This is a genomic window from Vibrio sp. CUB2, from assembly GCF_001557945.1.
Taxonomy (GTDB): Bacteria; Pseudomonadota; Gammaproteobacteria; order Enterobacterales; family Vibrionaceae; genus Vibrio; species Vibrio owensii.
On the sequence record NZ_LNRB01000010.1, the window covers coordinates 15,260 to 34,466 of the forward strand.

Sequence of the window (19,207 nt, forward strand, 5' to 3'; positions counted from 1 at the left end):
ACACAGTAAAAGCCGAGGTTCGCCTCGGCTTTTTCGTATACTTAAATCGTGTCTTCTAAAACGCAGAATCTCAATATGGACTTTAATCTCGCCCTCAAGCTCTACACCGCAGAGCAAGTCAGAAACGGAGAAATACTCGCCGCTCAAATGGCAGGCGTCTCAATGTACAGCCTAATGCAGCGTGCAGGAATGGCGGTATACGAACGATTTCTTCATCTTTACCCAAGGGCGCGAACCGTGCTGGTGGTCTGCGGCAAAGGCAATAATGGTGGAGACGGATACGTGTTTGCCACGCTTGCCAAACAGGCACAGTTAAATGTTCGTGTTTTCCAGCTAGGTGACACCACATCATTGAAAGGGGATGCGTTGCGAGCGTTTGAAGATTGGCAATCTGTGGATGGCGAGAATTGTTCTTGGGATGATTGGCATACTGCACTTTTAGAGGCGGATGTAATCATCGATGCCATGCTTGGAACAGGGCTTTCTGGTGAAGTAAGGCATGAGTATCGCCGCTACATTGATCAAGTTAATCAAATTCATTGCCCGGTTATCTCAATCGATATTCCTTCGGGGTTAAGTGCAGACACAGGTTCCGTGCTTGGAGATGCCATACAAGCGGATCATACGGTGACTTTTATTGGTGTGAAGCAAGGCTTATGTACAGGGCAGGCGAGAGACTACGTCGGTGAGCTGCATTTTTCAGGCTTGGGGGTAAACGTTGAGTTTGATTCAATTGAAGAAGAAAGTGCTTTAGGTATCGACCATCAAATCATCAAAAGGTTACTACCAAAAAGAAAAGCCACAGCCCACAAAGGGAATAATGGCAAGCTCTTATGTATAGGCGGTAATCAAGGCATGTCTGGCGCCATTTGTTTGTGCGCTTCAGCCGCAGTAAGAACAGGGGCAGGGTTAACCGCCGCTCTCACTCACCCAAGCTCATTGTTGCCATTGCAAGTCGGTTCTCCAGAAGTCATGAGTCAGGCTATTACGTTTGATGAGCTAAAAGAGCAGGACAACCAACTGATTCAACGGACACGTTGGGGGGATGTTTTAGCTTTTGGTCCTGGTTTCGGTGAGGATGAATGGGCGCATCAAGCCTATCAATACTTATCTCAGCAGCACAAACTGAAAGTCGTTGATGCAGACGGACTCAATATTCTTGCGATGCTGAATCAGCGTAACGACGTCGTGGTTTTACGAGATGAGCAACGCGTTATGACTCCACATCCGGGAGAGGCCGCACGTTTACTTAATGTCTCTACAAAGGACATAGAGAAAGATCGCTTTGCCGCAGCAAGACAACTTCATGAACGTTATGGAGGTGTCGTTGTACTTAAAGGGGCAGGTACGCTCATCTATGATGGTGTGAGAATGTACGTTTGTCTTGCCGGAAATCCGGGAATGGCCAGTGGCGGTATGGGGGATGTGCTCTCTGGTGTGATTGCCGCACTGCTTGCCAAAGGGTTACCTATTGCTGTTGCTGCACGTTTGGGAGTCATGCTCCATAGTCACGCTGCGGACATTAATGTTCAACAAAAAGGCGAAATTGGGTTATTAGCAAGTGATGTTATTGAATCACTTCGATGCGCTATAAACGTTACAGAGAGCTAGTGCGTGCTTGATACACTCAAAAAAAGTGGCAGAAAAGTGATGTGGAGCGTGAAAAAAATTAGAAAATTATTCTTGTACAAACCGACTAATAAGTATCGTTTGGTGTAATTTTGAGCGTTTATGAGAGGTTGAACGGTAAAATCCCCATTCTTTAACGCAAAGGTTTGCGCAAAGGATTAAATAGAGGTTGGTTTTAACTATTTGATATTGTTAATAAAGTTATGGTTTTGGAGAGCGGTGAGGTGTTTTTGATATGCGATTTCCAAGATGGTATCACAAAAAAAATTCAAATATCAGACTTGTAGGAAATAAATCACGACCTATAATGCTGAAAACCGGAGCGTCTGCCAACGCTCCGGTTTTTTTGTGTCCGAAGAACAGTGAACTCGTCTGCCAACGACTTCACTACGCACTCTGAGATGACACATATACTTATGAATCAAGGAATTACACAATGCGTATCGAACAAGAACTTAAGTTAGGTTTCAAAGATGTACTGTTTCGCCCGAAACGTTCAACCCTTAAGAGCCGTTCTCAAGTAAATTTAACCCGCGATTTTACATTCAAGCACAGTGGCCGTCAATGGTCTGGTGTACCTGTAATTGCGGCGAACATGGATTCGGTTGGTAGCTTCGCAATGGCGAAGGCACTAGCAGAGCATGGTGTAATGACCGCTGTTCACAAACACTACACAGTAGAAGACTGGGCAGAGTTTGCAAAAACAGCTGACAAAACAACGCTAAACAACGTAATGGTGTCTACGGGTACGTCTGATGCAGACTTCCAAAAAACCAAAGACATCATGGCGATCTCTGATGAGTTTATCTTCATCTGTATCGATATCGCGAACGGTTACTCAGAGCACCTAGTCGAGTACGTACAACGTGTACGTGCTGCATTCCCAGACAAAGTTATCTCTGCAGGTAACGTAGTAACTGGCGACATGTGTGAAGAGCTAATCCTAGCGGGCGCAGACATCGTGAAAGTGGGTATCGGCCCAGGTTCTGTATGTACTACACGTGTTAAAACAGGTGTAGGTTACCCACAACTTTCTGCAATCATCGAGTGTGGTGATGCAGCACACGGCCTTGGCGGCATGATCATCGGTGATGGTGGCTGTTCATGTGCGGGTGACGTTGCAAAAGCATTCGGCGGCGGCGCTGACTTCGTAATGCTAGGCGGTATGCTAGCAGGTCACGAAGAGTCAGGCGGCGAAGTGATCGAACAAGACGGCAAGAAGTTCATGAAATTCTACGGAATGTCGTCGAAGAGCGCGATGGACAAGCACTCTGGTGGTGTTGCTGGCTACCGCGCAGCAGAAGGTAAAACCGTACTTCTACCATTCCGTGGCAGCGTTCACGGTACTATCCAAGACATCCTTGGCGGTGTTCGCTCAACATGTACTTACGTAGGTGCAGCAAAGCTTAAAGAGCTAACCAAGCGTACTACGTTCATCCGCGTACAAGAGCAAGAAAACAACGTATTCGGTAAAGAATAAGTTTTTGCTTAAATAGAAATAGATAGATTAAGAGCCGCAGTTTGCGGCTCTTTTTTTTGATCAAAAAACGAAATGCAAAAAGACTGATACGGTAAATAGCCGTTACTTAAGTAAACTTAGAAAATACACTGACTATATTCAACACAATTATCAGAACATCTCACAAAAAACTCTCTTTATAATGAATTCTGTTATTAATGTGAGGTATTTATTGGGCTAAGGAATGCATTTTTACTGATTTAGTTAATTTAAAGCCTCTATTAGTGAAACTGACAAAAATGCTTTTTATATGATCGAGATTCGTTTTATAAGACACGGATATCTTAATCATGAAGCTACGTTCGATTATTTCCGCCTGCGCGCTACTAAGTTGTAGCCAAGCCTATGCTAATGAACCAGAAACGGTGACTTGCGAATCAAATAAACCAGGAACCGTGATGGTTCAAGAAGATGAATTGTTTGTGGTCGTCAATGACACGCTAATCCGCAATTCAGACTACTGGCAAAACTTTCTGGATGGCAACATTCTGCTCTGTACCAGTCATGTGACGGACATGAGTGACCTGTTCGCTAAAGACCAATACTTCAATCAAGACATCAGCCGCTGGGATACTTCCCGTGTTACCAACATGGACCGTATGTTCTCCGGCGCAAAACGCTTTGACCAAGATTTGACCTACTGGAACGTCAAGCGTGTCTCTCGTCATACCGACTTCGCTAAAGACAGTGGCCTGTCTGAAGATAACCTTCCAACTTTTACGCAATAACGTCTATTCAACCCTAGGAAAATACAATGAAAAGAACCATAGCCTCACTTCTTGTGGGCGCAGCCGCGCTCGCTAGCCAAACTGCTTTTGCTATTGATATCTCGGTAAAATGTCCTGACCAAGATGTTAACTCAGTGATGCTTGAAAATGGTCAAGTTTATGTCGTGGTCGATAATACACTTATTCAAGATCAGACTATGTTGGATTATCTGGAGCGAGGACAAATTCGGTTTTGTACCACACAGGTGACTAATATGAGGGGCGTATTTTCTAAACGCCAATCGTTTAACCCTGAAATGTTTAATGCTGATATCGGTGATTGGGATACCTCGAATGTGACGGATATGGCTTTCCTATTTAATAAAGCAAAATCATTTAACCAAGATATTAGTGATTGGGATACATCAAGAGTTACAGATATGACCCATATGTTTGCCTTCGCAAATGCCTTTAATCAAGATATAGGTCATTGGGATACCTCGAATGTGACGAAAATGATAAATGTGTTTTATGGTGCAGACGCCTTCAATCAGGATATAGGTTATTGGGATACGTCCAATGTTACGGATATCAGTGGCATGTTTGCCTCCGCAGATGCCTTTAATCAAGATATAGGTTATTGGGATACGTCCAATGTGACACAGATGAAGTTTACATTTCAGAATGCAAAAAACTTTAACCAAGATATAGGTCATTGGAATACATCGAATGTGGTGTCTATGTATCAAATGTTTGATTCCGCGGATACCTTTAACCAAGATATAGGCCATTGGGATACGTCGAAAGTAGTGTATATGTTTCGAATGTTTTATCGCGCGAGCGCATTTAACCAAGATATAGGTCATTGGGATACATCAAGAGTTCTGGATATGGGAGATATGTTCAGAGATGCAAAAACATTTAACCAAGATATAGGCCATTGGGATACGGCAAATGTAGAGCACATGACAAGAATGTTTTATGGCACAAGTGCGTTTAACCAAGATATAGGCCGTTGGGATACATCGAATGCGACATCTATGAACTACATGTTTGCAGGTGCAAGAGCATTTAACCAAGATTTAACCAATTGGAACGTGAGTAAGGTAACTGAGCATACTGACTTTGCGAAAGGCAGTGCTCTGTCTGAAAAACACCTGCCGTATTTTGTAGACTGATTCCCGTTTCGGTTTAACTAAACAAAGGTCAGTGTTGATGGATTCAACGCTGGCTTTTTTGTTCCTGTATTTTCTTTACACATCATTCAGTTGCAGTGCTTTAAAATGGTCGATGTAATCATCTACTGCTTTAAGTACCGACTTTTTGATTTCAAGGATTTGCTTAGAGTGCGGATTCCACAAAGCAAAAGAGAACTTTAGTCCGTGCTTGAGTTCTCGAGGTTTAAGTGGCTGCAAGTTTTCTGTGACGTATTGAGACTCTGAAAGCACCTTTGGTAACCATGCCCAGCCTAAGCCGGATTGAATGAGTTTGATCGTGAGTGCGAGTTGATCAACTTCTTCATTGTCAGCCGATACAATGAGCTTTTCTTTTAACCCTTCATGCACAAATGCTCTAAGAACAAATTGTCTGGTAGTTCTGAGCGCATTTAATACCTTATCATCAGGCAATTGAGAGAGGGGGCTGCCTTTTTTAACGAACGGCAAAAATTCCATATGACCGATAAAGGTAGCGTCTTTACCATACATTCCTTTGCCTTGATCAATGTGTACTAAACCAAAATGAATATCGCCATTATTAATACCCTCTTCAACTTCCGCTTTTGTTTTTACTAGAAAATTCACCTTCATATTCGGGAAGTCGTTAGCAAGCTGCATTCGAATGGTCGCGAGCATCCCGTGGGGCACAACGCTTGAGTGGGCAAAGGTGATTCCCTCCAGTCCTCCATAGGCCAAGCTAAGGGCGATTTTGTCGAAGGTGTCAGATTGCGCAATCGTTGCTTTGGCGTAATGGTAGAGCAAGTGCCCTTCTTCGGTTGGTTCGACATTACGACCAATTCTCTCAAACAGTTCTACCGCGAGAATATCTTCCATGTTGGCGATAACTTGGCCTGTTGTCGTGCGATGTTTACCGAGTTTGGCTGCTGCTTTGCTAAAGGAGCGCTCTTCGTACACCGTCACAAATGCCAGTAATTGTTCAATGCTGGTGCTCATATTGGATACTTCCTTTTCCTCGATGTCGTCTATCTAAAACTTATCACTACGCTTATAAACTGCCATTTATTAAGCTTATTGCTGTGATGTGGTCGAGTTAATTTGGACGGATAGCGTCCGTCATAACGCATTTATTGCGTTTCAAATTCATCGCTAATATGAACTGCATCAACACGCAGGACATGGCGATGAACCAATGGTGCTGCGAATTATTTCCATATCAAATCACCAATAAGGTAAACACAATGACTGATTACACCAATATTGACCGCGAAGTAGATCAACTATCAGAGGTTATTTGGGGAATGGCATCTCAGGTCTGGGATTATGCAGAGCTCAGCTATGAAGAGTTTGAAAGCTCGGCGTTAGAAAGTTCTGTTCTTGAAGCGCATGGTTTCACTATTGAACAGCGCAATATTGCTGATCTAGCAACATCGTGGGTGGCGACGTGGGGGCAGGGTAAGCCTGTGGTTGGCTACCTTGTCGAATTTGACGCTTTGCCAGATTTGGGCAATGACACGGTTCCTCACAAAACGCCGGCTAAAAGCGGCAACACAAATGGTCATGGTTGTGGTCATAACCTAATTGGTTCTTCTTCAATTGGCGCTGCAATTGCACTCAAGCAACATATGGATAAAGAGGGCATTCAAGGAACAATCAAGGTTTACGGCTGTCCTGCAGAAGAGTCACTAAATGGTAAGAACTACATGGCAGCGACAGGTGTGTTTGATGAGCTTGATGTATGTCTGCATAACCACCCAGCTATGGTGAACGCGGCAGTAAACTTCCATTCTACCGCTTCTATCGATCTTATCGTCGAGTGGCACGGTGTAACGGCTCACGCTGGTGCTGCTCCTTGGGACGGCCGAAGCGCGCTTCATGCTGCTGAAGTATTTATTGTTGCGGCTAACATGATGCGAGAGCAATTGGAGCCAACAGGCCGTCTCCATTATCAAATCCTTAATGGTGGTTCAGCTGTAAATGTGGTGCCTGACTATGCAAAAGTGTTAGTACGTTATCGAGGCAAAAGCGCGGAGAATGTTCGTCAACACAAAGCGTGGTTAGAGGACATAGCAAAAGGCGCGGCATTGGCGACACAAACCACAACGGAGGTGACAAACCTAGGTGGAATCTACGACTGTTTGCCAAATGATGTATTAGCAAGTTCTATCACCGAGCATCTGAATCGTTACTTTCCATTGAGTTGGACGCAAGAGGAGCAAGAATTCGCTAAGAGCATTCAACGAGAAATGGGTAAGCCTGAAGACGGCTTAGCAACCGATGTGATGGATGTACCACAAGGTATTGAAGTTGGTGGCTCAACGGATGTCGGGGATATCAGCTGGAATGTTCCGACAATGGGAATTGTTTACGCGGCTTGGCCTTTGCATATTCCACCACATCAATGGGGTTGTACGGCTTGTAACGGTATGAGTATTGGTCAGAAAGCAGGGCTGAATGCGGCACACGTCCTTGCAGCACAAGGGTTAGAGTTGATGACAAATACTGATTTACTAGAACAAGTTAAAGCAGAATTTGAGAACAAAAAAGCGGGTCGTGAGTATGTTTCATTGAACGACACCGTGACGAATCCACGTGGCATACTTAATGATGAGCAAGTTCATCACTATGAATGTTGCCTACACACTGCGCTAGAACATTTAGGCGTGTGTCACCACTAATGACAATGGCGGGTGAGGTCAATCTTCACCCACAATCCTTCCTATGTTTTGCTGGCGAGAGAGTGTGGGCATGTTTATTACGACAGTTTTTTTGATTGAGACCATTACGGTTCTCGGTACGGCTGCTTTTGCTTTATCAGCAGTTTTTGCTGCAAGTGAAAAGAAAACCGATGTTTTTACCGTGCTGGTTTTAGCCGTCACCACCGCTGTTGGAGGGGGTACCATACGAGACTGTATGCTAGATGTTCCAGTATTTTGGTCTCAAGATATTTATCTCGTCTGGATTGCCATAGCGAGTGGTTTGATTGGATTTATTTGCTTTTCTCTCATAAAGAAAAATTGGATGAATAAAGTCAATCTGTATGTCGATTCTGTAGCGTTAGCAATGTTCTCAATTCAAGGAACAGAAAAAGCGTGGAGCTTAGGTTTTGGTCTACCCGTTGCTCCTATTCTCTTGGGAGTAATTACTGCGGTAGGTGGTGGGATAGTCAGAGACGTTTTGATTCAGCGTCCAACCTTGTTTTTATCTAAAGAGCTTTACGCTATTCCTGTGGCGATAGGTTGTACACTGCATGCGGTTGTCTTGTCTTTCGCGCCCCAACTTGCTGACTTCAGTGCGGTGGGGGCAATCGTCTTGGTGATATACATGCGTCACCTTACTATCAATAAACATGTTCAGGTTCCAAGTTGGGCGATCATGAGATAACCACGTTCGAATTGAGCTTGCTATTCGGTCAAAAAACGCAAAAGTTGCATTATTAAAACTAAATCGTTCTTGAATGCTATTTATGGTCTTTATCCATTCCTTAAGATGACTTTTTGTTATTGGCTCACGGAGGAAAATGTGCCTAATAAAGATTATCTTGAGTTGGCGAAACAAGCTGCTGCAAATGAGAGGGAATATGAGTGGGGATTAGCGTGTGAGTTTTGGCTCGCAGCTGCAACCAAAGCACCAGAAAATAGTAGCAATAAGCATTGGGCGTTGTTGCGGTCGGACTTCTGCCGAGGGCGTACTCGAGAAAATGGCTTTTACTTTCCATCGGAACCTTCTATTCAAATCAGGGAGAGTAAAATTGCAATGAGTAGTCTCTCATCTTTCAGAGGAACGGTGTTTAGTTAAATACCCTTTAAATATAATCAAAAAAACGACACGGAACGAGTCTCTCATGTTTTCTGTGGTTCTTTATATTCTGTCAGAAAATTCTGAGAGTGGTGCGCACATATATCTAAAAAAGATAAAATTAAATAACCTCCTTTAATAGTTGGCTGCATTATTTAATAAAGGGCATCAATAGAAATGCTCTGCAGGAATAATGTGATATCTGTTCTAAATACTCATGTCAGCAATGGATATTTTGATTGAAAGGGGGAGTCATATGGCGTATTGCTTTAAAGACGAGTTAAGTCGTTGGGTTGAAACGAGAGGCATTTCTCGAAAAGATGTTATTGCGTTGCTGCAAAACAACTATTACGAAGAGTTCAAAGGACTAGACTCTATTACCTTGAGTAGGTGGTTTACTGGAAAAAGCGTCCCACCAATCTACAAACAGTTCTATATCGCTAAGTGTTTGGAAATGGATTTGGTGGAAGTTCTATTAAGAATGGATCTTTCTAAAGCTCGTTACTCGAACAAACATGATGTGGTGATCAGCACACTCGTAAAAGCGCTCGATTTTTCAATATCTAATCTCTCATATCGTAAGGTATCTGGGCCACCAAAGAGTGAAATTAAATCGCTGTCTTTGAATGAATACGCGGATATGTTTAAAGAGTTTAATCACAATATCTCTCCTTTAGCGCGTTTTTATCAGGATCTGCAAGACAAAGGCAATGATGTTAAATATCAATGTGTTTTGATTAAAAACGAGCAAGAGGCCATTGTTGGTCATTGGTATGGCCTCGTGAATATCGATAGCATTAATGGCCTACCTTCCTTTATTAGTATGTCTCAGGAAGAAGCGGAAAAAAGCTGTCTGATTGGTGTAGGGTACTTTACAAGTTCAGCCCACTATTTTGAGTTGATTGTGCAGGCTCTTTGTTATTACTTAATTCGTTATTCAAGTAAGAAAGATTATGCGTATTTCTTTATTGTCGATTTTCAACCCTTAATTGCCTTTAGCAAATTGGTGTTTAATGCGGAAGAAGTAAAGTACTACCCACCGAAAGAGAAAGGCAGCATGGGCGTATATCTGTTTAAACACAATATTATTAAGTCTATCTCCAATCCTGTCTTATTAAAGAAGGTGAAAGACAAACTAGAGTGTTTAGCGAATTGTGATCCTGAATGTAATTTGTGTAATCTGCGGGATTTTAAGCCTATGGCGGCACTGATAGAGGTGCTCGCAAGTTAATATCTTCATTTCTTCATTGTCGCGAAATGGCAATTCTATTCCCGAGTCACTCGATATGATGCACCTGTATTGAGACAACTGACTCGGAGATAGAAACCATGAGTATCGTAATTAAAAATGCAAACGTGTTTAACGGTGTGGATGAGCAACTTCTGAAGAACGTGGACCTTCTGATTGAAAACAACTTGATCACACAAATCGGGAAAGTGGATGACTCGAATGCTGAGCAAATCATCGATGCCGAAGGCAAAACGGTGATGCCTGGGCTGATTGATGCGCACGTACACATCACGCTGTCAGCACCATTTAATGTGATTGACACTATGACACGTGAAGAAGTCGCGATTCGATCAGCGAAAATCTCAGAAGAGATGTTGATGCGCGGTTTCACGACCATTCGTGACGTGGCAGGTAATACATTAGGTTTGAAAAACAGCATCGATAATGGTTATGCAAAAGGTCCGCGAATTTTGCCTTCAATGGCAGCCATCTCGCAAACGAGTGGTCATGCAGACTATCGCCAAAACCAAGCTCAAGAGCGTTTAGCGAATGGCCACGAAGATTCGCCAATGATGAAGCTAGGCGCGATGAAAGTGGCAGATGGTCGTGCAGAAGTATTAAGAGCCGTTCGTGAACAGCTATTTAAGGGCGCATCACAAATCAAAATCATGGCTGGTGGTGGTGCGTCTTCTACCTTTGACCCACTTGATACGCTGCAATACACGCTTGATGAGATGAAAGCAGCGGTAGAAGCAGCGAGCGACTACGGTACTTATGTCGCGGCGCACATTCATACGCCAGATGCGATGCGCAGAGCTGCTGAGGCAGGGGTGATGTCATTCGAACACGCAACGATTATGGATGACGATATCGCTCAGACGATTAAAGAAAAAGGCATTTGGGTAATCCCTTCATACTTTACATCCTCTTTGATCGCTGAGCGTAAAATCCCGCTACCGAATGAGGAAACTTATCGAAAAACCGAACGTGTTGGTAAAGCGATGTTTAAGTCTGCTGAGCTAATCAAGAAGTACGATATTCAAAACCTCGCGTTTGGTACAGACTGCGTTGGCGAGACAAATGTTCACGCAACACAGCTAAATGAATTGGGAGCGATTGAGAAAACGTTCGATACCATCACGGCACTTCGTATGGCAACGTCAAACTGTGGTCGTTTGTTCGAGATGTCGACTTACCAACACCCATACCAAGAAGGTAAGTTAGGTCAAATCGTGGAAGGTGCTTACGCAGACTTGTTGATCGTCGATGGCAACCCTCTAGAAGGTGTGGAATGTGTGGCAAACACAGATACACAGAAGTTGATCATGAAAGACGGTGTCGTGTACAAGAACACGCTATAAATCTTAACACCTCCTAGGCAAAGGCGCTCACTGAGCGCCTTTTTTGCGTGTTAAGAAAAGTGAAGCTCAACCTGTGAACGGTTTTTAGACTCAACCTTAACCCAGCTCTAAAGCCGTTAAACCTTCCTGCCACTATCTTCACAAGATCACCTCACATTGATCTCAAAGCTCCTCTTGTTAGTCTTTTTATATTGCCTATCCAGAGTGCCTCAGAACGTTTCTAGCATTGAGCCTCACGTTGGCTTAGTTCCCTAAGAGCTTAAGTAAAACGTCTTGAGTGACTCAACATAGGAGTCAATAAGAGGTACCGATTCTCTTTTTAATTGGTTCATAACTAGCATTGGTTTGCTTTGTTCTGAGCGCCAAGTGTAAAGAAGGAGCGAGGGGAAAGAAGGGCGCGATAGGGAATTAAACTTGGGGATAGGACATACAAAAAACCGCACCTTGAAAGGCGCGGTTCTAGTTAAAAGTAATGCGACAGAGTGAGTTCGAATCAGCTTACTTCATCACATAGCGGTAAGTTTTGATTGCCAACCAAGCAAAGGCTTTGAATAAAATTTTTATGGTCTTGAAGGCAACTTTACCGATGGTCAGCATCAGCTCACCAGCAACGGTTAGACAAGTGTGTAGATCAGTTTGTTTGAACTCTGCGTAAGTCATTTTGGTCTCTCATTTTTTAAGTGGGGGACTCCTGTCGCTCAATGCATACCCTGTAGCGGTATAGTAGAAATAAGCGTGAATGGGGACTTACCATTTGGCGCCACTTCGCACGTAAAGATAAAAAAGTAATATCGATTGGAACGGTTATAAATAGTCGGGGTGAATTTGTGATGAGTGGATTAAAGATACAAAAAAGCCACCACTAAACAGTGATGGCTTTAAGGATTTTGGTTCGATTAGTATTTTACAAACAACATCTTTCTTAAGCTATTGCATCGTGATTTATCCAGTGGATCGCCAAGATATTCTCCATCTTCAGCGGCTTTCTTCATCACTAGGGCTCTCGCTCGATCACCGCTGTCTAGCTCTTGATACTCTTCCAGTGTTTTGAGCTTCAATAAACGGTATTTCGATTTGTCTTTGCCAGAGGCGACGCGATCGTAGCAGTAACTCATCGCGCCTGCGTTTGCACCAATCTTGCTGGCGTCGGTAATCGCATAAGCGTTAAAACCAATAGTGCTTGTAAGTAAAATCAAAAGGGCATTACGTGCTTTCATTTCTCTTTCCTAATTCAATCAAGTTGCTGAATAAGATAAAGGGCAACGACGTCTAAAAATTGCCATTAAGCGACATAAACGAAGAAACGAATAGCGATGATGGTTTGTCAGCGGCATGTCAGTGATTAAGGTGTGGCGCAAAGTGGTAAATCTTAACAACCTGAATTCAATAACCTTTGCTCATCGAATTATTCGGAGCACGCATTATGAATGCGAGAAAGTTTACTAACGACACCAAGCGCAAGTTACTTCCTTTTGTTTATCTATTGACGCTGACTGGCTGGGGAATTTACACGCTCACACATGATTACAGTTGGCAGGCATTGTTGCTGTTCGTTATCGGCTTATTGATGGTATTGCGCAACTACCACTTAGAAAGTGAACGCATTGACGAAAAGATCGCAAGTATTGCCGCACACTCGGTGATTGGTGTCGTCATTCTCGATCAAGATTTACGAGTCGATTTTGCGAACAAGAGTTTTTCTAAGCTGACAGGCTATACACGCGAACAACTGAATGGTGAAAACCTGCAACAGTATGGCTTCAGCTGTTTGAACAAGGCGATGACCAAGTTAGGCGCGAAAGCCAACTGGAAAGGTGAAATCAAAGTGACCAATCGTTTTGGTGACCATCTAACGCTAGATACGCACATTACTCATTATAAAATGGGGATGGGAATGAGCGACCGTTATGTGCTTAGTTTCCGAGACATCAGCCATCGAGTGCGGTTGGAGAATAAACTGAAGAACCTTGCCGAAAAAGATCCACTAACGGGTTGTTGGAATCGCCGTCGTTTCGACAAGGAGCTGGCGCGTCATGCGAGTATTGCTGATCGTTACGCGGTGTCTAATACCGCATTGGCTATTATCGATATAGACCACTTCAAGCAGATTAATGATAAACACGGTCATGATGTTGGGGATGAGGTGATCAAAGACCTCGGGAACTTGATGAAAGCACAGTGCCGAGAGACAGACATTGTCGCGCGTGTTGGCGGTGAGGAGTTTGCCATCATCATGCCAGAGACTAATACTCGCAATGCATTTGAAGCGATTTATCGTCTTAAAGAAATTATTCAATCGAAAAGTGTATTGGGTATTACGATCAGTGGCGGAATTACGACGATCAACCGTTCTGTAGAGCAAAGCTATCGCCGAGCAGATAAAGCGCTTTATCGTGCGAAAACATTGGGTCGAAACCGAGTGTGTAGCTCTGAAGATGAATCGATACAACAAGCAAGTGCCAAGGCTGAACTGAGCGAGAAACATAGCTCACGTCAATGCAATGTGCTTTGACTATCTTCTCAGCATTGACGCTCTATACTTCTATCAGTACTCTCGCTTAAAAGGAAATACCTGAATTAGGAAGTTATGGTTTATGTATAAGTGCATGGTTGCATTAAAATTCAAACTCGTAAGCCTTGATCACCTACAGAGACACTTATGAGATCGATCACCAGCGTACGATTGATTTGTGATGCCGCACAGAAGCGAGGTATTCCTTTAGAGGAATGCTTAGCGGGCACAGGGCTGACAGAACAAGACCTTGTCAAAGACGATCTTAAACTCACCATGCCGCAAGAAGTCGCGGTGATAGAAAACTACGTCAAACTGGCGCCAAGTGAAGTGGGGCTCGGTGTTGAAATCGGTCAGCAAATGCATGTGAATGTGTTCGGAATTTGGGGATTTGCGATATTAACCAGTCCGACGATGCGTGCTGCGTTCAACACAGCAATCGACTATGTCGCGCTCTCTTTGGTGATAGCCAAACTGACTTTCAAAGAGACGCAAGAAGGTGGTGAGCTGAGCTTTGGCATGTCTGGTTTGTCTGAGCGAGTAACGCCTTTCATCTTAGAGAGGCATACCGCCGTTACGCTTAACTTTATGCGTGAAGCATTACCTTTGCCCGCACTGGAAGACCTTTATCTGAAAACCACACTAGATAACCCGGATCACATCGACAAACTTAGTCAGGTTCTTGGTATTCATGTTAAAGGCGGGCAATCACACCATGCGTTGGTGATTCCCCATTCTATGCTCAATCAGCCACTGCCAAAAAGCGATCCGGTTACCTTGAAGTTCTGTCTGGAGCAGTGTGATGCCATTGTAGCTCAGGGAGAAGACGAAGAGAAGCAGTGGACCGAGCGCGTGAAAGAAGTGGTTCTCGAAGATATCGCAGAAGAGAAGACGCTCAGTGCGGTCGCCGACAAACTCTCAATGACAGAGCGAACCTTAAGAAGACGTTTGAGTGACGAAGGGACAACTTATCGAGAACTGTATGCCAACACGCGTTTGACCATTGCGCGGCAGTTACTTGAAGCTTCCTGCTTGAACGTAGAAACCGTCGCATGGCGAGTGGGGTATGCCGAGCCAGCCAGCTTTGTTCGAGCATTTGTAAAGCAGTTCGGCTTCTCGCCTGGCAGTATTAAGAAAACGTGTTGACCACAAATAGCCCTAATGACTCTTAGCGTCATTAGGGCTATTTGGTTTTAGAATTTCTTCAGACGATTCAACTGAAAGTTGGTGAAGAAGTTGAACATCTTATTTCCCCAAGGTGCAGAGATGTACTGGCTCGCATCGAAGCGACCTTTGATCACAATCGATTTTGCTTTCGAGAAGTTCAAGAAGCCTTCTTTGCCGTGGTAGTGCCCCATGCCTGAAGGCCCTACACCGCCAAAAGGCATATCATCGACCATGGTATGGGTCATCACTTCATTGATACACACGCCACCTGAATGTGTGTTTTCTACCACTTTCTCAACGCGGCTCTGATCCCAGTCGAAGTAGTACAGAGCAAGCGGTCTATCTTTGCTTTGGACGTATTGAATGGCGTCGTCAAGCGTTTCGTAAGGTACTAGCGGCAAAATTGGACCAAAGATCTCTTCACGCATCACTCGCATGTCGTGAGTGACATTTTTAACCACATGCATAGGCAGCTTTCGAATCCCAGAGAAGTCTTCGTTTGCTGGGTTTATCACCATCACTTCTGCGCCTTTTTGTTTCGCGTCAGCAATGTTGTCAGCCAATCTATCGCGCTGCCTCTCTGTAATGATGGAGGTGTAATCCGGGTTGTCACGCATGGTTGGATAATGCTTGGAGATGGCGTTTTTGAATGCTTCTGCAAACTCATCCACCTTTCCATTTGGCACTAAAATGTAGTCGGGTGAGACGCAAACTTGTCCAGCGTTGAGACCTTTACCAAAAGCGATGCGTTTAGCTGCTTCTTCAATAGGGAAGTCTTCGTGGATGATTGCAGGAGATTTGCCGCCCAATTCTAGGGTCACAGGAGTCAGGTTCTGTGCTGCCGCCTGCATTACAATGCTACCCACCTGAGTTGAGCCAGTGAAAACAATATGGTCAAACGGCAATTTGGTGAATTCGGTCGCGACTTCAACACCACCATTGACCACGACAACCTCGTCAGAGGTGAAATATTCGGAGATCATTTGCTTCATCACTTCCCCCGTCTTTGGGGCAAATTCAGAAGTTTTGATCATGGCCAAATTACCCGCCGCCAGCGCACCAGCCAAAGGTGACAAACCTAAGAAAATAGGGAAGTTCCAAGGCACAACAATGCCGACGACACCGAGTGGTTGGTAATGCACTTTGGTTTTCGCGCCGAACAACATCAAAGGCGTTTTGCGACGAGATGGTTTCATCCACTTACGCAGGTTTTTCTTGTTGTAATGAATTCCTTCAAGAATAGGCAGAAGCTCGATCATCAAGGTTTCAGCACTTGAGCGCCCATTGAAATCTTGATCTACCGCGTCTATGAGACGGTCTTGATAGGCTAACAAAGCCGAGTGCAGTCTTTGAAGACGTTCAATACGCATGCCAGCGCTTGGATTTGGAATGGTTAAGAAAGCACTTTTCAATGTTTCTAACGTTGGACGAAGCGCCGCTTCTGGTTGGTCAATGTCGTAAAGTGGTTGAGCTGACATATCTGACTCCTCATTAGTATCTGCGTTTATGGAATTCAGTATGTCTTTAGCAAAGTGAACTTCACATGTTGATAGCGGACATTTTATTGTCCAAACCGGACAACAAAAACAAAGAATGTCATCAAACTGAACGATCTTGACTGCCACAAGGTGTTTACATCCTGGTGCAATGAACTTGATGTGATGAAGCGGTATGCCATTCCTTGGTCAATTAACAAACTTAAAAATAAAATGTGTAGAAAATATTTGAGCTCATTGTATTTGTCTTTGTTTGTACTTTTGATAAGAACGGGGCTTTCATGAGTCTTTGTATCTATAATTTGCGTTGTAAAAACTCTACTTATTGACTTTAAAGGTTTTAATTTTTCTGTTTTTACGTATTAAATCTTCGTAAGTTCTATCTTTTCTCAAGTTTTAGTAATGATTGTAGTCGAAATGATTCGGCTGTATCTGTCATTTTTTCTAGATAATTAGTTTGAGTTCGAACTAAATTTAAGGCATTTTATATTTAACTAACCGTTCAATTAAAAATAACAAGGATGCAAAATGCCCAAGGTTGGGATGCCTGAAATCAGAAAACCGCAGCTAGTCAAAGCGACGATGTCGGTCATCGACAGAGTAGGTTTGCACGCCGCGAGTATCTCGTTGATCAGCAAAGAAGCAGGGGTATCAACAGGGATCATTAATCACTATTTCGGTGGAAAGCACGGCTTGTTAGAAGAGACCATGCGTGAAATCCTGCGCCAGCTTTCTGCCACCATCAAAGAGAACTTAAGCCAGCTGCCAGCTGATGCGCATCATCAACGTATTAATGCCATCATCGACGGCAACTTTGTGGGTTTCCAAGCCGAGAACCAAGTGGCAAAAACTTGGTTGGCATTCTGGTCGTACTCCATGCATGACGCGCAGCTCAAACGTCTGCAGCGAGTGAATGAACGACGACTCCTTTCTCACCTAAAAAAAGAATTAAAAGCTTTGCTGGATAATGACCAAGCAGAGCTAGTAGCGCATGGTATTGCGTCACTGATTGATGGCATTTGGCTGCGTGGAACGCTCAACCCGCAAGGCATCGATGCCGAGAATGCACGCGTCATCATCAACGACTATCTCGACAAACAGCTCACGTTCTACTCAAAACTAAAATAAAGAGTCAAACCTTCAAATGGATATGAAAGCACACTACATCGATGGTGCGATGCACCTAGGATGCTCAGAAGAACACTTCACCACATACAATCCCGCCAATGGTGAGCCGCTTGCGAATGTGAAGCAGGCTAACCAGCAAGATATGGAAGCGGCAATTGAATCTGCCAAGCGCGGTTTTGCGATTTGGTCTGCCATGACGGCGACAGAACGCAGTCGCATTCTACTTAAAGCGGTGGCGTTACTTCGTGAAAGAAACGACGAGTTGGCAGCACTAGAAGTTGCAGATACAGGCAAGCCAATTCAAGAAGCGAATTGCGTAGACATTGCCACGGGCGCCGATGTCATCGAGTACTACGCAGGTCTTGCGCCTAGCATGCATGGCGAACAGCAACCGCTGAATGAATCACAGTTTTTCTACACTCGCCGCGAGCCTCTAGGCATTTGTGCGGGTATTGGCGCATGGAACTACCCAATTCAAATCGCGATGTGGAAATCTGCCCCTGCACTTGCTGCGGGTAATGTGATGATCTTTAAGCCATCAGAAGAAACTCCGTTAACCGCACTCAAACTAGCAGAAATCTACAGCGAAGCAGGGTTGCCAGATGGCGTGTTCAACGTTATTCAAGGTGATTACCGAGTAGGGCAAATGCTCACCGCACATCCTGACATCGCTAAAGTCTCTTTCACGGGTGAATCGGGTACGGGCAAAGTCGTGATGGGTGACAGCGCCGCGACGCTGAAGCAAGTCACAATGGAGCTTGGCGGTAAATCGCCAATGATCATTTTTGATGATGCCAAGCTAGACGACGCGGTTTCTGCTGCAATGGTTGCGAACTTCTATACCCAAGGTGAGGTTTGTACACACGGTACTCGCGTGTTCGTTCATGAAGGTATCTATGATGAGTTTGTCGCTCAACTTAAGAAGCGTACTGAGCTGCTGGTGGTTGGCGATCCGCTTGATGAGCAAACTCAAATTGGCGCGCTGATTTCTAAAGAGCATGAATCAAAAGTCCTTTCCGCAATTGAACAAGCGAAAGCAAGCAAAGCAACGCTACTAACCGGCGGATACAAAGTCACAGAAAACGGTTTGGCGAGCGGCAATTTTGTTGTGCCAACGGTTTTCATTGATTGCGAAGACGAAATGCCGCACGTGCAGCAAGAGATCTTTGGTCCCGTAATGTCAGTGCTTAAGTTCAGTGACGAGGACGAAGTGATTGCTCGTGCTAACAACACCGATTACGGACTTGCAGCTGGTGTGTTTACGCAAAACCTCTCTCGTGCACACCGCGTGATTCATCAAATTCAAGCAGGTATTTGTTGGATTAACACCTGGGGAGATTCCCCAGCTGAAATGCCAGTTGGCGGTTACAAACTGTCTGGCATTGGACGTGAAAACGGCGTTGAAACCCTCAAGCATTACACCCAAACCAAGAGCGTGTTAGTGCATTTGGGTGATTTCGATAGCCCTTACGCCTAATCAGTCA

General features: G+C 44.2%; 17 protein-coding genes. 13 read left to right on the plus strand and 4 right to left on the minus strand.

The genetic code is table 11. From position 1 onward, the window contains the following. The first annotated feature begins 75 nt into the window (after window positions 1-75). From ATB78_RS16820 to ATB78_RS16835, 4 genes are all read left to right on the plus strand, one after another. Window positions 76-1,611 (plus strand): bifunctional ADP-dependent NAD(P)H-hydrate dehydratase/NAD(P)H-hydrate epimerase, encoded by a 1,536-nt coding sequence (locus ATB78_RS16820; RefSeq protein WP_061009348.1) that lies wholly within the window; start codon window positions 76-78, stop codon window positions 1,609-1,611. 454 nt (window positions 1,612-2,065) lie between these two features. Continuing rightward, window positions 2,066-3,109 carry a GMP reductase gene (locus ATB78_RS16825; protein ID WP_009704073.1) on the plus strand — a complete coding sequence of 348 codons (1,044 nt, stop codon included), beginning with the start codon at window positions 2,066-2,068 and terminating at the stop codon, window positions 3,107-3,109. A 329-nt stretch (window positions 3,110-3,438) separates the two neighbouring features. After that, window positions 3,439-3,876, plus strand: a complete 438-nt coding sequence (locus ATB78_RS16830) for a BspA family leucine-rich repeat surface protein (RefSeq protein ID WP_061009350.1) — start codon at window positions 3,439-3,441, stop codon at window positions 3,874-3,876. Between the two features lie 26 nt (window positions 3,877-3,902). Further along, window positions 3,903-5,033, plus strand: a complete 1,131-nt coding sequence (locus tag ATB78_RS16835) for a BspA family leucine-rich repeat surface protein (RefSeq protein WP_061009352.1) — start codon at window positions 3,903-3,905, stop codon at window positions 5,031-5,033. Between the two features lie 75 nt (window positions 5,034-5,108). On the opposite strand, the gene ATB78_RS16840 is transcribed toward ATB78_RS16835, so the two are convergent. Then, complete coding sequence (locus ATB78_RS16840) at window positions 5,109-6,026, minus strand: LysR family transcriptional regulator (protein ID WP_061009355.1); 918 nt, start codon at window positions 6,024-6,026, stop codon at window positions 5,109-5,111. A 245-nt stretch (window positions 6,027-6,271) separates the two neighbouring features. Between ATB78_RS16840 and ATB78_RS16845 the strand changes: the two genes are divergently transcribed. The 5 genes from ATB78_RS16845 to ATB78_RS16865 all read left to right on the plus strand — a co-directional run bounded on the left by ATB78_RS16845 (window position 6,272) and on the right by ATB78_RS16865 (window position 11,420). Beyond that, the gene (locus ATB78_RS16845) at window positions 6,272-7,708 is read left to right on the plus strand and encodes an amidohydrolase (protein ID WP_061009357.1); all 1,437 of its coding nucleotides are present in this window, start codon (window positions 6,272-6,274) and stop codon (window positions 7,706-7,708) included. Between the two features lie 70 nt (window positions 7,709-7,778). Further along, window positions 7,779-8,414: a TRIC cation channel family protein gene (locus ATB78_RS16850; RefSeq protein WP_050554353.1), complete on the plus strand. Its 636-nt coding sequence runs from the start codon at window positions 7,779-7,781 to the stop codon at window positions 8,412-8,414. 138 nt (window positions 8,415-8,552) lie between these two features. Further along, on the plus strand, window positions 8,553-8,828 hold the full coding sequence (locus tag ATB78_RS16855) for an ANR family transcriptional regulator (protein ID WP_061009358.1): 276 nt from the start codon (window positions 8,553-8,555) through the stop codon (window positions 8,826-8,828). A gap of 217 nt (window positions 8,829-9,045) precedes the next feature. Further along, on the plus strand, window positions 9,046-10,059 hold the full coding sequence (locus ATB78_RS16860; protein ID WP_240537413.1) for an XRE family transcriptional regulator: 1,014 nt from the start codon (window positions 9,046-9,048) through the stop codon (window positions 10,057-10,059). 98 nt (window positions 10,060-10,157) lie between these two features. Next, window positions 10,158-11,420, plus strand: a complete 1,263-nt coding sequence (locus ATB78_RS16865) for an amidohydrolase family protein (RefSeq protein WP_061009360.1) — start codon at window positions 10,158-10,160, stop codon at window positions 11,418-11,420. Between the two features lie 498 nt (window positions 11,421-11,918). Here the strand turns inward: ATB78_RS16865 and ATB78_RS29855 are convergent, their stop codons facing one another. Together ATB78_RS29855 and ATB78_RS16870 are read right to left on the minus strand one after the other, a co-directional pair. Further along, window positions 11,919-12,080, minus strand: a complete 162-nt coding sequence (locus tag ATB78_RS29855) for a hypothetical protein (RefSeq protein WP_009704081.1) — start codon at window positions 12,078-12,080, stop codon at window positions 11,919-11,921. 236 nt (window positions 12,081-12,316) lie between these two features. Further along, window positions 12,317-12,637 carry a hypothetical protein gene (locus ATB78_RS16870; RefSeq protein WP_061009362.1) on the minus strand — a complete coding sequence of 107 codons (321 nt, stop codon included), beginning with the start codon at window positions 12,635-12,637 and terminating at the stop codon, window positions 12,317-12,319. A gap of 206 nt (window positions 12,638-12,843) precedes the next feature. On the opposite strand from ATB78_RS16870, the gene ATB78_RS16875 reads away from it, so the two are divergent. Together ATB78_RS16875 and ATB78_RS16880 are read left to right on the plus strand one after the other, a co-directional pair. Continuing rightward, a complete protein-coding gene (locus ATB78_RS16875; RefSeq protein WP_061009364.1) occupies window positions 12,844-13,932 on the plus strand; it encodes a sensor domain-containing diguanylate cyclase in 1,089 nt (362 codons plus the stop codon). A gap of 147 nt (window positions 13,933-14,079) precedes the next feature. Further along, complete coding sequence (locus tag ATB78_RS16880; protein ID WP_061009365.1) at window positions 14,080-15,078, plus strand: AraC family transcriptional regulator; 999 nt, start codon at window positions 14,080-14,082, stop codon at window positions 15,076-15,078. A gap of 47 nt (window positions 15,079-15,125) precedes the next feature. On the opposite strand, the gene ATB78_RS16885 is transcribed toward ATB78_RS16880, so the two are convergent. Beyond that, on the minus strand, window positions 15,126-16,577 hold the full coding sequence (locus tag ATB78_RS16885; protein ID WP_061009368.1) for a coniferyl aldehyde dehydrogenase: 1,452 nt from the start codon (window positions 16,575-16,577) through the stop codon (window positions 15,126-15,128). A gap of 546 nt (window positions 16,578-17,123) precedes the next feature. Here ATB78_RS16885 and betI point away from each other — a divergent pair. Next, window positions 17,124-17,723 (plus strand): transcriptional regulator BetI, encoded by a 600-nt coding sequence (gene betI / locus ATB78_RS16890; protein ID WP_061009370.1) that lies wholly within the window; start codon window positions 17,124-17,126, stop codon window positions 17,721-17,723. A 16-nt stretch (window positions 17,724-17,739) separates the two neighbouring features. Further along, window positions 17,740-19,200: a betaine-aldehyde dehydrogenase gene (gene betB, locus ATB78_RS16895; protein ID WP_061009372.1), complete on the plus strand. Its 1,461-nt coding sequence runs from the start codon at window positions 17,740-17,742 to the stop codon at window positions 19,198-19,200. Window positions 19,201-19,207 lie beyond the last annotated feature (7 nt).